16 protein-coding genes are annotated in these 13410 nt (G+C 37.5%); 7 read left to right on the top strand and 9 right to left on the bottom strand.

Annotated features, from left to right (window positions below):
• Positions 1-114: 114 nt before the first annotated feature.
• The 8 genes from AN964_RS03160 to AN964_RS03125 all read right to left on the bottom strand — a co-directional run bounded on the left by AN964_RS03160 (position 115) and on the right by AN964_RS03125 (position 5426).
• Positions 115-570, bottom strand: coding sequence for a GNAT family N-acetyltransferase (locus AN964_RS03160; protein WP_083489203.1), 456 nt, complete (start codon positions 568-570; stop codon positions 115-117).
• 18 nt (positions 571-588) lie between these two features.
• Positions 589-1017 carry a VOC family protein gene (locus AN964_RS03155; protein WP_055738324.1) on the bottom strand — a complete coding sequence of 143 codons (429 nt, stop codon included), beginning with the start codon at positions 1015-1017 and terminating at the stop codon, positions 589-591.
• 273 nt (positions 1018-1290) lie between these two features.
• Positions 1291-2190, bottom strand: coding sequence for an alpha/beta fold hydrolase (locus AN964_RS03150; RefSeq protein WP_055738323.1), 900 nt, complete (start codon positions 2188-2190; stop codon positions 1291-1293).
• A gap of 21 nt (positions 2191-2211) precedes the next feature.
• Complete coding sequence (locus AN964_RS03145) at positions 2212-2655, bottom strand: NUDIX hydrolase (RefSeq protein ID WP_055738322.1); 444 nt, start codon at positions 2653-2655, stop codon at positions 2212-2214.
• Between the two features lie 33 nt (positions 2656-2688).
• Positions 2689-3384, bottom strand: a complete 696-nt coding sequence (locus AN964_RS03140; protein ID WP_055738321.1) for a Type 1 glutamine amidotransferase-like domain-containing protein — start codon at positions 3382-3384, stop codon at positions 2689-2691.
• Positions 3381-4049, bottom strand: a complete 669-nt coding sequence (locus tag AN964_RS03135; RefSeq protein ID WP_055738320.1) for an HAD-IA family hydrolase — start codon at positions 4047-4049, stop codon at positions 3381-3383. The genes AN964_RS03140 and AN964_RS03135 overlap by 4 nt, the downstream gene beginning before the upstream one ends.
• A 14-nt stretch (positions 4050-4063) precedes the next feature.
• Positions 4064-4636, bottom strand: a complete 573-nt coding sequence (locus tag AN964_RS03130; RefSeq protein WP_055738319.1) for a nucleotidyltransferase family protein — start codon at positions 4634-4636, stop codon at positions 4064-4066.
• Positions 4637-4706: 70 nt separating this feature from the next.
• Positions 4707-5426 carry a class I SAM-dependent methyltransferase gene (locus AN964_RS03125; protein ID WP_321198670.1) on the bottom strand — a complete coding sequence of 240 codons (720 nt, stop codon included), beginning with the start codon at positions 5424-5426 and terminating at the stop codon, positions 4707-4709.
• A 299-nt stretch (positions 5427-5725) separates the two neighbouring features.
• Here AN964_RS03125 and AN964_RS03120 point away from each other — a divergent pair, with 299 nt between their 5' ends.
• From AN964_RS03120 to AN964_RS03110, 3 genes are all read left to right on the top strand, one after another.
• Complete coding sequence (locus AN964_RS03120; protein WP_055738317.1) at positions 5726-6355, top strand: class I SAM-dependent methyltransferase; 630 nt, start codon at positions 5726-5728, stop codon at positions 6353-6355.
• Positions 6356-6486: 131 nt separating this feature from the next.
• Entirely contained in the window at positions 6487-7320 is an 834-nt protein-coding gene (locus AN964_RS03115; RefSeq protein WP_055738316.1) for a UDP-3-O-acyl-N-acetylglucosamine deacetylase, read from the top strand.
• Between the two features lie 37 nt (positions 7321-7357).
• Entirely contained in the window at positions 7358-8041 is a 684-nt protein-coding gene (locus tag AN964_RS03110; protein ID WP_055738315.1) for a WbqC family protein, read from the top strand.
• 135 nt (positions 8042-8176) lie between these two features.
• Here AN964_RS03110 and AN964_RS03105 read toward each other — a convergent pair whose 3' ends face one another.
• A complete protein-coding gene (locus tag AN964_RS03105) occupies positions 8177-8650 on the bottom strand; it encodes a GNAT family N-acetyltransferase (RefSeq protein WP_055738314.1) in 474 nt (157 codons plus the stop codon).
• A 209-nt stretch (positions 8651-8859) separates the two neighbouring features.
• Between AN964_RS03105 and AN964_RS03100 the strand changes: the two genes are divergently transcribed.
• The 4 genes from AN964_RS03100 to pdxR all read left to right on the top strand — a co-directional run bounded on the left by AN964_RS03100 (position 8860) and on the right by pdxR (position 13409).
• Positions 8860-9333 (top strand): MarR family transcriptional regulator, encoded by a 474-nt coding sequence (locus AN964_RS03100; RefSeq protein WP_055738313.1) that lies wholly within the window; start codon positions 8860-8862, stop codon positions 9331-9333.
• Positions 9334-9558: 225 nt separating this feature from the next.
• On the top strand, positions 9559-11067 hold the full coding sequence (locus AN964_RS03095) for an MDR family MFS transporter (RefSeq protein ID WP_126649305.1): 1509 nt from the start codon (positions 9559-9561) through the stop codon (positions 11065-11067).
• A gap of 193 nt (positions 11068-11260) precedes the next feature.
• Positions 11261-11734 (top strand): 8-oxo-dGTP diphosphatase, encoded by a 474-nt coding sequence (locus tag AN964_RS03090; protein ID WP_083489199.1) that lies wholly within the window; start codon positions 11261-11263, stop codon positions 11732-11734.
• 223 nt (positions 11735-11957) lie between these two features.
• Positions 11958-13409, top strand: coding sequence for a MocR-like pyridoxine biosynthesis transcription factor PdxR (gene pdxR / locus AN964_RS03085; protein WP_055738311.1), 1452 nt, complete (start codon positions 11958-11960; stop codon positions 13407-13409).
• Position 13410: the final 1 nt, after the last annotated feature.

Here is a 13410-nt window from a genome sequence, read left to right as displayed (position 1 = left end):
CACTTTTGACGATAGATGAATTATTAGAAATTCAGGAAAACTATTAAGAATAATGGCCCTTACGTTTTCTATTAATCATGTAATTTTTGCAGCGGAAGGGCCATATATGGATCCTTAACTTATTTCATAAAACAACCACGGAGAGATTTCCCCGCCCATCTTATTATATAGCGACTGCGCTGCCACATTATCCTTTGCCGTCTCCCAAGTCATAGAGCAAAAGCCATTTTCACGTATGTAATCCAGGCAATGTTGAAATAACTTTTCCCCCACCTTTTTCCCTCTGATATCCGCGTTTACAAACAAATCGTTTAATACTGCTTGCCTCTTTACCCTTAATGTACTAAATGTAAAATACAAAGTGGCAAATCCGACTAACCCGCCATCCAGCTCTGCAACAAATTGCTGCCCGCTGGAAGGATTTTTTAACAAATGCTCTATTAAACCTTTAAGTTCGCCTTCATCTGGTCTCGGCTGTTTATAGAAATCTACAATATATTCGATCATTAATTGGTAGAGTTCAGGAATGTCTTGATGGGTGGCTTTTCTGATTAATACTTCTTGGCTCAATGTTTTTTCCCCCTTAAATTAAAAATCAATCATTGCTCCTCTTTCGTCAAAAACAGCGGTTGGATTCCAAGCAACCTCCCAAAGATTATTTTCGGGATCGGCAAAATAAGCAGTCCTGCCTCCCCAGAAGGCATCACTTGGTTCTCTTAGAATTTCCCCATTGGATTGTCTAATATTACTTATTACCTCATCAACTTGATCGGGCTTATCTACATTAATAGCAAGAGCAACCCGAGAGTATGCCTGTGATGCTGAAATATTGACACCTGCATCTTTCGCCAGCTCCTCGATTGGGAATAACGAAAGTAAAACCCCTGCTGTTTTAAATACAGCATAATCATCCGAACTTACATTGGTTTCTTCCCAGCCCAAGCTCTTATAAAATGCGCGCAAATTCGGCAAATCAATAGCACCAATTGTAATTAAGCTAACACGTTGTGGAATCACCTAATTCCTCCTTAAATGAGTTACTTAAAAATTTCATATGTGCATCTTTTAGATTATTGTTTGATAATTGGCATTTTGGATCATTTTGGTTAAGTACTTTCCGTTCAATATAAATACTGGGCATTTTCAGGACCAAATATCCATATATTCCCTAAGATTCGGTATCCTCTTTGGTGACCGATTTTCCCAACTCACCCTGGTTCCGGACACCCCTCTCACTATTCAATTACCATGGATCCCTTGAAATTGGGCACCACCCTAGTCAACTTCCATTTATCTATTTAAAAATTGACTAACCGCTTCTGCAAACTCGTCCTTTTCTTCTATATGTGGAAAATGACCGCTATTTTCAAATTGCTTAAAAGAAGCATATGGAACAGCTTTCAAGAAGGACTCCACTTGATCGTCCGATGCTACCCAATCATACTTTCCTTTTATAAGCAGAGCAGGATGCACTATTTTTTCTAATAAAGGAAGAAAGGATTCAAATAATCTTTCGTCCTGGTAAAGTTTCCGTTGAAACAATCCTTGCTTTTCCCACATTTCATTTGGTGAATCATATGCTTCCCTATATATCTTATTGAAAACATCAGGTGAAGTATTTTTATAATATAGATTTTCTCTGTCTTCTCCTAACTCATTCATAAGATCCATAAGCATCGACCACGTTTCTTTTGATGATTGATTACCGTGAATATATTCTAAACATCTTTCCATCATCACCCGATTTTGTTTCTTTTCATATTCATGGAATGCCCCTTTTAAAAGAGATTTCGCTGAAAGCTCTAAATCAAAGGTTGGGCACTCAAAAATTAGCTTATCAAGAGAATCAGAGTATTTGGTTGCATATAAAACTACTAACATCGCACCAAAGGAATGGCCTAAAACCGACCAACTATTAATGCCCAGCTGTTTTCGGATTTCTTCACAATCATCCACAAGATCATCCAATGCTAAATCATCAGTCTCTGCCAACTCTTCTGAACGTCCAATCCCCCTTTGGTCCAGTGTTATAAGCTGAATACTTTTTGAAAGAATACTAGATTGAAAATAGGTAAAATCACAGCACCCGGAGCCAGGGCCGCCATGCAAATAAAGAAGTTTGGGCAAATGATCGGCTCCATGTGTTTCAACATATATTTGCTTCCCTCGGACATTTATATACTTTTTCAAAGAATCCACCCCCTTACCCTTTCAGTTCAGCCCTAATGCATGCTGAATCGCCCAGCTTTGATGTTCATGAATAAGCCTTTCTATTGCCACTTCTATTTCTACCATTTCATAAACATGATCTTCTTCAATTGGTTCCATTATTTTTTCACCTAATTGGCATGTATAGAAATGTCCGATGCTTAAGTAATAGTCATTGTAGTGTTGTGAATAAAAATATCTCTGTGCTTTTCCGATGAATTCATTAACTTGAACATCACATCCCATTTCTTCTAAAACCTCTCTTTTAAGGCAATCCACATCACTTTCATTGCCTTCCTTTCCTCCTCCAGGAAGAAAATAGCGGTCATGAATATTCACAACACCTACCTTTGTTCTATCCTCGTTAAAAATAATTCCGTAGCACCCTACTCTTGGTTGATACTCAATCGATTCTTCTTTTTCGCCAAACGTTAACATTGCAGGCATCTCATCACCTCGCTTTTAAAATATTGTTTCCGCTTAAGACCCTAAAAATTCTGTTTGTAATTCTCTTTCCACCACTGTGTTTTCAAGCAATACTTGATATGCTTTTGCGTTCGGTCTTGAACTGACAATTTTAGCAATATCCTGTTCGACAAAATGGATCGCTACTCCATCGTCCGCCGCTATCCCTGGTTTAATTTGGGTTGTTTCTATAAGTCTATGATAAGCCGGTCTTCTTTCCAGTTCTGCATCGTAATGAGGGCAATGACTTCCTTTCAGGAATCCAAGCGCTTCAATAGGTTCAAGCTCATCGCCATAGGAATCCGTTACTCCTTCTTCAAACCAGCAGATAGACCCTGCACTAATTCCTGCAAGTACAACCCCTTGATCCCACGCCTTTTTTAACATTTGATTTAAGCCCCATTCTTGCCAAAGAATCAACAAGTTCTTTGTATTCCCGCCGCCTACATAAATAATATCCTTAGACAATATAAAATCCTCCAAATCTCTTGTTGGCGGCTTGAATAGCGATAGATGGGAAGGCTTGCAATTATGTTGATTAAAAGCATTATAAAACCTATTAATATAGTTTTCTGCATCTCCGCTCGCTGTCGGCAAAAAGCAGATAGAAGGAGTGGCTTTTCTGGATTGTTGTAAAACATATAAGTCTAATAACGGATTTTCCGGTTCCATTGAAAACCCGCCACCGCCAAGTCCGATGATTTGTCTCATGGTTTTACCCCCTCTTCCTCTTCGATAATTTCTTTTATTTCCATTAAATCATCAATGATGAAATCAGCATGGGCAAACTCATCCTCCTGGGCAAAATCAAACCGGCAGCCAATAGCATATAGACCATTGGATTTTGCTGCTTTTATATCCGATAACCGATCCCCTACGACGGCTCCCCTTTGAATCTTGTATTTTTCTAAAATCATTTGTACAAGATCTGATTTATCCTTCGATTTAATTTGCTGAATACTGAAAACCTCTTTAACCCAGTAATCCAGGTGATAGTATTTAACAATGGATTCCAAATAATTTGGCAACCCATTGCTGGCGATAAAAATAGGGATATTTCTATTTTTTAAATAGGTAAATAACTCCTCCACACGGGGATACAAATCGCCGTTGCCGTTTTGTATGTTATAGATTAATTGATCGTGAAAAAACTCATTTGCCATTGTGCGAATTTCAGATGGATGGGTTGGTAAAAGGGTTTCCCAGACTACGGACAATGGGACACCCATAATCTGACGGTATTTTTCAATTGGAGTTTCCTTTTCCCATAGACCCTTTTGCCGCAGCTCTTGGAATGTTTCTTCCAGACTTATTTCTAAAATCTTATCCGTTTGAAAGAGAGTTCCATCCATATCAAATATCATAGAAAAATTCATCGTTCTGACCTCATTTATTTTGTAATATACGTTATGTTTATTTTATTCCAAATGGACTTCCAGTTCTTTTTGATTATTCGCTCCTCGTATATCGATTCCCGTTCTCTTTCTTCCATAAAATATGGTGAAGGTTTCACTTTTAAATGAAGCACATCCTCCAGTCCACAAGGAGCAGTTAAAATAAGCTGATCCTCTTCATCTAATTTTAGCCCCAATGCCGTTGCCGTTTCGGGAAATTTCGATATTGCGTCAACGGAGGAGGAATACGGCGGGATATTATTCTTCACATGCATTCTCGCTTCATTTTTTACGGACCATGGAACATTAGGATGTAAATGTCTCAAACTTTCTTCTAATCTCTTTTCCTCGGATTCATCCGTGTTTTTTTCATCGAAATAGATGACATCAACATCCGGAATTGGTGTTCTCTCCTCGAATCCATGGAGGGTATCCCAAATTTTCGAACGAACAAAGCCTGCACACACCCACCAATCTGGCAGATTCAGTGTTTTAGCAGTCCGCAGAATATCCATCATCCATTTATCTTCTCTTACAAGCTGCAGAATATCATTTTCAGTCTGAATCATTTTTTACTCCCTCTGCATGATAAATTTAGTCCTTCTGTGTCCACGAGTGGTGTTAAACACCAGATTATCATTACTCTAATCCGGTACCTAACACACGTGCTTTTATGATCATGAAGTGTGGATTTTTCATGAGCTTTTCATACGTTTCGGGATTCTTCTTTTCGAACTCCTTTGTTGGTTGGGGCTCTATCAATTTCTCCAGTGAAAAATGGGCAAGTGTTTCATTTAATATAAGGTGCAGGGGACGGCGATAGAAAGTCACCTCAATGAACTTCCCTTGTCTTTTCCACTGATCGACAATGAATTCGGTAGAAAAATAGTCTTGGTTTTGCGACATATTGATATCCATAAATGGGTGGTGGACTGAAAATAGCAGGATTCCATCCGGTTTTAATATCCTTTTAAATTCTTGAAATGTCGGTCCCCAATCCTTCACATAATGAAGAACAAGCGAGCTGACGATAAAATCAAATGTATTGTCTTTAAAAGGAAGCTTATCTGCAAGATCCAGACAGAGAACTTCCGCTTGATCTCCAACTCTCCTTTTGGTGGCTGCGACCATTTCCGAGCTGAGATCGATTGCGGTAACGCCTGCACCTAGTTTAATAAATTGCTCCGTATACCACCCGGCTGCACAACCGGCATCGAGTATCATTTTCCCCTTAAGGTCTTGTGGCAGAAGGTTCATCATCGCTGGCCGCTCATAGTCAATATTGTACAATGCATGCTTATCCACACGATGCTCATAGTCGTAGGAAAGCTCATCATATGCTTTTTGTACTCGATTCATCATCATCCACCTTTCATAAAAACATAATCTTCACAATCTATAAAAACATTCTTTAGAAAAGGGCAATAATCCTTTTTTATTTAGATTATTATCTGATATGATCGGTAACCAGACAAATACAAGAAAGATCAAGAAGATAAGCCTTGTTTTTATACACACGCTCTATTCCGCCATTTTATCCAATATTTTTTGCTTGTTTGTCTATGTCGAAAAATCAGATATCAACATTTACTAATAGATGTAATCGTTATTCTATATAGCTTCATCCACATAATTAGAATTTTAAAGGAGGACATATCATGGATAAAGGTACTCATGATAAATTCAAAGCTTTCACTGTGAAATTTTTTGAAACAAATAAGATTACGGACTCTTATAAGGACGTTCAATGGGGAAGTACAGAAAGCCAAAACATTAGATTTCAATATTTATGTAAATTGTTTGAGGAGGACCAAACGAAGGAAATTACTTTACTCGATGTTGGCTGTGGATTAGGGCACTTATATGATTTTATTTTAGAAAAAAATTACGATAATATTCGATACTCAGGATTAGACATTCAAAGGGATTTTATCGAATTTGCTAAGAAAAAGCACCCTGATGGTAATTTCATGAACAAATCTCTTTTTGAGCTCGAAACGGACCAACAATACGATTATCTAGTCGCTTCCGGAACTTTTAGTGTTACCGTTCCGAATGAGGACATGAAAAAGTTTCTAGAAGAAAGCGTAGAAAAAATGTTTACATTATGCAATAAAGGGATTGCCTTTAATTTACTAACCACTAAAATGCCCAGCGAATATATAGGAACAACGGAAACACATTTTGATCCAGTAGAAATTCTCGATATGTGTTTTAAACTCACTAACCGAATTAATGTATATCATTCCTACAAACCTAACGATTTCACCATATTGATGTATAAATAAAGCAGAACTTATGAAGGAAGTATACCAAAATATATCATCAAAAAGTGCCTAATTTTAAAAGAATGATAGAAGTTTCCCCCTTGCTCTTTAAAAACCTATAAAAAGACTTTACTTTATTGAAGGTGATATAAGTGCAAAAAACGATTACATTTAATTCGGAAGTTTCGGGTATGGCAGTTAACGGAAAGTTTCCAGCAAAAGTGGTGTTCGAAGCAGCCGAACCCGACACAGGAATCGTTTTTATTCGCGATGATTTACCAGATAAACCTGAAATAGAATGTCGCTTTGAATATGCGGTAATGAATAAACGATGGTCGTCTTTAGAAAAGAATGGAATACGTATCGAACATACAGAGCATATTTTAGCAGCAATTTCTGGATTAGGAATTACGAATATACGTATTCACTTAAATAGCCCATATATACCAGTAGTATCAACATTTAGCAGCTGGGAATTTATAGTTGCCCTTCTAAAAGCTGCTCCCATTGCTCAATCTGTTCCTTTACAATATAAAGTGGTGAAAGAACCACTTTGGGTGCTGGACGATTTCGAAACAATGAACGGCAAACGATATGACTCCTTCCTTCTTGGACTTCCATCAGACCATTTTTCCATCACCTATTTTCTCCAATATCCGGAGGAACAAATCCCAACTCAAGTTGCTCATTTTTCCACCATCAATGATGAAAACTTTATTTCAGAGTTGGCAATAGCACGGTCTTTTATTTTGGATGAGGATTATGACCTTATGCTTCAATATTTCGGCAAAAATATCGACAATTGTTTATCCGTCCCCAGCGGTAATGCAACTTTGCGGTGGAGCAATGAAATTGCAAGACATAAAGTGTTGGATCTAGTAGGAGATTTGATGTTGATCGGGCAGCAAATAAAAGGGCATTTTATCGGTTTTCGAAGCGGACACAACATGAATATTAAGATGGTACGCTTATTAAGCAAAGCTTGATCTCCGTTGTTTTTAGTAAAGGAAGTGTTATTCATCCATGATTGTAGGAATTCATCAGCCAAATTATATCCCCTGGTTTGGCTTTTTTCATAAAATGCTCTCCAGTGATATCTTTGTCATTTTAGATGATGTATTGTGTTCCAATAAAGAAGAAAGAAGAAATGTAATAAAGGGCTCGAATGGAATGATTTCGTTAGCTATTCCTATATTAAATAAAAAAGCGCAAATAAAAGATATTGAGATGAATAATCAATTAGATTGGAAACATAGACATATTTACACTCTGCAAGGTTGCTATCAAAAAGCAGATTATTGGGAAAGTCTTTCTCCTTCTTTCATTGATATATACCAACACTCCGGCAATAAATTAATAGATTTCAACTTAGCGCTAATCGAATTAATCCGGGAGCACTTAGATATAAAGACACCAATGATACGCTCATCCGAAATGAGTGGAGTATACGGGGAGAAGAATACAAAAATTATTAGTATCTGTAAATCTCTAGGTGCTGAAATTTATTTATCAGGTTCAGGTGCAAAATCATACATGAACGAGGAGGCTTTTGAAGACAATCATATAAAAGTGGTTTATCAGCATTTTAACCATCCTGTCTATCCCCAACGGTGGGGAACGTTCATCCATAATTTATCTATAGTAGATTTATTATTTAATTGTGGTCCTAATGCAAAACAATATCTAGAAAAACAAATTATTGTGTGAAATGGTGGTAATTTGGCTTAGACGGCAACTTTTCATAAATAATGTCTATCCTACACCACTGCCATGAAAAATTACTCCATTTCCGTAAAAAAGACTAATCAAAAAATTAGTCTTTTACATAGCTTTCATTTTCCTTTAAGTTAATCGCTTAATAAATAAAACCCTGCTTCCTCCACGTCCATCATAGTCAGAATGAATGGAAACCCCCTCTATTATTGAATCACCCTCCTCTACTTCAAAACCCAAGCGCGTATGAAAATCGATAGAGGTTTTATTGATAGGAGAAGTTACACAGCGCACTGTATCACACCCCTTTTGTTTTACCGTTTCAAAAAATACCTCGTACAATTTCCTCGCAACCCCTGCTTTTCTGTAGTTCGGATGAACTCCTATGAAATGAATATAAGCTTCATTTCCATGTGTTTGGGAAAGGAAACCTACTAGAAATCCAATGATATTTCCATCTTCCTCCGCTATAAAACTAGTAGACTGAAAATGCACAAAAAATAATTTAGGAAGCATATCAGACATTTGTCTGCCGCCCCACCATTCATCAATAACGGAAATAACATTTTTATAATCTGAAGCTTGGAGCTTCCTTATTAGCATAATAAGTAACCTGCCTTTTTTATTTTTATTATATAAGGATTCTTTAAAATAAAGGAATTTCCTTCTATTTCATCCATTTATAAAGTATTTGGGATAAAAAATGTTTGACAATAAATCGACTCCTCCCCATAATTGTCTTAGTAACTAAGATAATTAGTAACTAAATCTTTTCAAAGTTGTTTTATCTTAAATCGAAAGATGGGATTTATGTGACAGAGGAATCATTACTTAAGGAGGAATTTATCCCTTCCCTGATTCAGGAATTGAGAAAATTTAGTACGGTAAATCTGTTCTTTATTGAAGGGATTGCTGCTAAGCTTCATCTAAATGCCACAGATTTGAAATGCAGAGACCTTCTTAATTATACAGGGCCTATTTCCGCTGGAAAGCTTGCTAAATTAACAAATTTGACTACAGGAGCGATTACAGGAGTGATAGATCGTTTGGAGAAAGTAGATCTTGTGGAGCGCAGGGAAGATCCCAATGATCGAAGACGTGTGATTATTCACCCACTAACACACCGTGCTTCCGAAATTCGCGAATTATTCAAACCGTTATCCAATTCTCTTTCCGAATTATTTAAGAAATACAATGAAGAAGAATTAAAACTAATACTAGATATTTTAGTTCAGTTCAATGAGATATATCCGCAAGAGACAAGAAAATTAACAAACGATGAATAAGAAAAGTGAAAGCGCCTTGCCCATCTGCGTACGGATTGCGTAGTCTTCGACTGAGATAAAGGAAACACGGTGAGGTAGTTCACGAGCCGATGTTGACTTATCGTAGGGAGAAGACGTAGAAATCCGCTAGCCGATAGGCGCTGTAGCTAGACCAAGACCAAACTGGTGAAATAATTTAAGTGCTAAAAACTTATAAAAGTTTATAGCATAAAAAGGGGGATTTCTATGGTTTCAAATGAAAGCAAAATAGGCTTTGTTGTAGCAGGCCTGCTTTTAGGAATATTAATGGGAGCAATGGACAATACGATTGTGGCAGCTTCCATGCCAACCATTGTTGGAGAGCTTGGCGGACTCGATAAGTTTATCTGGGTTACTTCCGCTTATTTAGTGGCAACCATGGCGAGTATGCCGATTTTCGGTAAATTATCCGATATGTATGGCAGAAAGCGATTTTTCATTTTCGGACTTATTATTTTTCTAGTAGGTTCTGCACTTTGCGGAACAGCGCAAAGCATTACTCAGCTAAGTATTTACCGTGCCATTCAAGGGATTGGCGGAGGTTCTTTAATGCCAATCGCATTTACCATTATTTTTGATATCTTTCCACCTGAAAAGCGCGGAAAAATGACTGGTTTATTCGGAGCTGTGTTTGGTCTGTCCAGTGTTGTAGGTCCATTACTAGGCGCGTATATTACAGATCAAATTGATTGGCGCTGGATCTTTTATATTAACTTGCCTTTAGGTGTCATTTCGTTATTTTTTATTATTCAATTTTACAAAGAAAATCTCAATCTTAAGAAGCTTAAAATCGATTGGATCGGAGCGATTACACTTATTGGTGCCGTTGTCAGCTTAATGTTTGCACTTGAGCTTGGCGGAAATCAATATGCTTGGGGCTCTACTATGATAATTTCTCTATTTGCTATTTTTGCTGTCCTATTTGTCATTTTTCTTATTGTGGAGAGAAAAGTGGCGGAGCCAATCATTTCTTTTAGCCTCTTTAAAAGCCAATTATTTGCTGCAACACAAGGGGCCGCGTTTTTCTATGGTGCCGCTTTTATCATTACAACGGTAATGATTCCGATATTTGTTCAGTCGGTTTATGGCGGTTCCGCTACGAACTCAGGAGTTATTTTGATTCCAATGATGATTGGATCTGTTATAGGAAGCCAAGCGGGAGGACAATCCGTAAGGCGCTTTAGTTATCGTGGCATTATGCTTGTTTCGGTTGTTTTATTTTTTGCAGGGATGTTCCTCTTGAGTACAATCGATGTGAATACACCACGATATCTTCTGACCATTTTCATGGTTCTTACTGGTCTTGGAATGGGATTTAATTTCTCTTTATTGAGCATGGCTACACAGCATAATATTGAACCGCAAAGACGCGGCATTGCAACATCAACGAATAACTTTTTTAGAACGCTTGGCATGACTCTTGGTGTTACAATATTTGGGACGATTCAAAATCATCTTTTAAACAGCAAATTACAGGATGCATTTGGTCAAATGAAAGGATTTGCTGGACATATGGATTCACGTGCTTTGCTATCTACGGATGCAAGAGCAAAAATTCCACCGGAAATCCTTCATAAAATCACCGGTGCAATGGCCCACTCCGTCTCTACCACTTTCGGTTGGGCACTAATTCCGATTGGCCTGGGGTTTGTCGCTATTCTATTAATGGGGAAAGAACGGCTGATGGCTCCCGGTAAAGGAAAAGGCGCAGCATAGGGTGTCAGGCACCACTCGTGGACATTTGGACGTTTTGTCCTTGAGTGGTGTACACAACTTAATTGAAAAGCTCTAGTATATACAAAAGTAGTCGAGTGCTTAAACTCGACTACTTTTTTTGACTTTTAGTACAATTTGTAAATTTTTACGTTAAAATGTAATTATTCTTGCAAAAATTAGAGAGGTAAAGTAAATGAAGGAAGGAATAAATTACAAGTTTTGGACGGTTTGCATGGTACAAGATGGAGATTCCGTACTGCTATTGAATAGACAACATGATAATTTTAAAGGATACATTCCCCCTGGCGGAAAAGTAAAGTTTCCTGAAAGCTTTACAGAAGCCGCAATTAGAGAAGTGAAGGAAGAAACTGGGCTAGAGGTAAGTAACCTAATTTATAAAGGACTTTATGAATACGTTAATCCTGAAAAAAATGATCGATATATGATTTTTAACTATATTACGAATTGCTTTACCGGAACGTTGTTAGAAGATGCACCCGAAGGAAAACCTGTTTGGGTCCAATTAAAAGAAGTCCCAAATCTTCCTATGCAGACTTCTATAAGAAGAAGATTCCCATTGTTTTTTGAAGAAGGAACTTTTGAAATTCAGGTTGAATGGAACAATGAGAAAAACCAGGAAGGAAAAGTTACTATAAGGAAAACGTAAGAGTATAAATTAATATCAAAGAATGATTATAGAAAGCCCGCATCCACGCTGTCAGGCTTTCTTTTCTTTTATGTTATCCCCAAAGTTAGTACAATGAAAGTATCCCAAAATCAAAAGTGTCCATGAAGAAAAGACAAAACCACTGGTTCGGGAAAATACATAGGTGGTGGACCTTTTGAAACGATAAAGGTTATGTAAAAATGATAGCAAGGGGTTGAAGGCGTTGTTTAACGATTTTAAGCCTGTGGACGGTCGTCCTGTTTATATTCAGCTAAAAGAATATTTGAAGAAAATGATTACAAATGGGCATCTGCTTGAGCATCAGAAGCTGCCTTCCACCCGTGAACTTAGTACTTTATTATCCGTCAGCCGGAATACAGTTCTCACGGCTTATGCAGATTTGGAACAGGAAGGGCTCATTTACGCGATAAAAGGAAAAGGAAATTTTGTTGGGCGTGTTGAGACTTCAAAAGCTCCTTCCATTCAACTTAATTGGGAAGAAAAAGTTAGCGAGGTCACCTTGCTTGCCGAGGAAATGGACCTGATGAAGCACGGTGTTCGCTGGAACAAAGGAATGATTGCATTCAATAGCATTGCACCCGATGAAAAGCTTTTTGATGTCGAAAACTTTAAAAGAGCTTTTCTGACGAGAATGTCGATTGAAGGAGACATCGTCCTTAACTATGGTTATGCAAAAGGCTTCAAGCCCCTAATCGATTACCTTTTACACTATATGGAAATCAAAGGCGTGGATATTTCAAACAAGGATATTCTGATTACCAATGGTTTTACAGAGGGGCTGGATATTTTATTATCCTCACTTGCCAAAAAATCAGGTCGAATCCTTTGCGAGAATCCTACTCATCATTCTGCCCTTAAGCTTTTCCGTTTGCATGGGTTTGAAATCCATGGAATTGAAATGGAGGATGATGGAATAAACATTCCGCAACTAGAAAAATCCTTGTCTGAATCCAATTTTGATTTTTCCTATTTAATTCCGTCCTATCATAATCCAACCGGGATTGTCACCTCCTCTGAAAAAAGAATGGAAATGATGAGACTGATGTCGAAATATCAAATTCCAATTTTGGAGGATGGGTTTAACGAGGAATTGCGCTATTCAGGTTCCCACTTAGCCCCTTTTGCAGCCTTTGCCGGGAATGGCAATAATGTCATCTATTTAAGCAGCTTCTCCAAAATTCTTTTTCCAGGTTTGCGTGTTGGCTGGATTTTGGCAGACAAAGAACTGATCTATTATCTAGAGAGCATGAAGCGGGCACGAACTATTCACACTTCTACGCTAGATCAGGCTGTTTTGTATCAATATCTGCATGACGGACATTTTGAAAAATATTTAAAAAGGGCCAGAGCCGTTTATAAGAAGAAATATGAATTAGCGGTTCATGCTTGCGAACAATACCTGCCTTTTAAAAGAATAACTGGTGATGGCGGCCTTCATCTTTTTATAGAATTAGAAAAACATATAAATGTGCGAGAGTTATTAAAAAAATGCTATCAAATGGGAGTCGTCTTTTCACCCGGAGATATTTTTTATACAAATGGAGAAGGAAGTAATACCTTCCGTTTGGGATTTTCAAGATTAAAAGAAGAAGAAATTGTGCGCGGCATAAAAATAATTGGTGATATATTAAAACGAGAATTTGGAGGTTCATAAA

Origin of the sequence: Heyndrickxia shackletonii, assembly GCF_001420715.1 — a bacterium.
In the GTDB taxonomy this organism is placed as follows: Bacteria; Bacillota; Bacilli; order Bacillales; family Bacillaceae_C; genus Margalitia; species Margalitia shackletonii.
Note: the sequence above shows the minus strand (reverse complement) of the source record. Positions and strands in the feature narration are given on the sequence as shown.

Excerpts from the sequence above, each read along its gene's own strand:
- AN964_RS03095 (WP_126649305.1), top strand. The coding sequence starts at position 9,559 with ATGGTTTCAAATGAAAGCAAAATAGGCTTTGTTGTAGCAGGCCTGCTT.
- AN964_RS03145 (WP_055738322.1), bottom strand. The coding sequence starts at position 2,655 with ATGCCTGCAATGTTAACGTTTGGCGAAAAAGAAGAATCGATTGAGTAT.
- AN964_RS03125 (WP_321198670.1), bottom strand. The coding sequence starts at position 5,426 with ATGAATCGAGTACAAAAAGCATATGATGAGCTTTCCTACGACTATGAG.
- AN964_RS03130 (WP_055738319.1), bottom strand. The coding sequence starts at position 4,636 with ATGATTCAGACTGAAAATGATATTCTGCAGCTTGTAAGAGAAGATAAA.
- AN964_RS03140 (WP_055738321.1), bottom strand. The coding sequence starts at position 3,384 with ATGAGACAAATCATCGGACTTGGCGGTGGCGGGTTTTCAATGGAACCG.
- AN964_RS03135 (WP_055738320.1), bottom strand. The coding sequence starts at position 4,049 with ATGAATTTTTCTATGATATTTGATATGGATGGAACTCTCTTTCAAACG.
- AN964_RS03110 (WP_055738315.1), top strand. The coding sequence starts at position 7,358 with ATGATTGTAGGAATTCATCAGCCAAATTATATCCCCTGGTTTGGCTTT.
- AN964_RS03090 (WP_083489199.1), top strand. The coding sequence starts at position 11,261 with ATGAAGGAAGGAATAAATTACAAGTTTTGGACGGTTTGCATGGTACAA.
- AN964_RS03120 (WP_055738317.1), top strand. The coding sequence starts at position 5,726 with ATGGATAAAGGTACTCATGATAAATTCAAAGCTTTCACTGTGAAATTT.
- AN964_RS03105 (WP_055738314.1), bottom strand. The coding sequence starts at position 8,650 with ATGCTAATAAGGAAGCTCCAAGCTTCAGATTATAAAAATGTTATTTCC.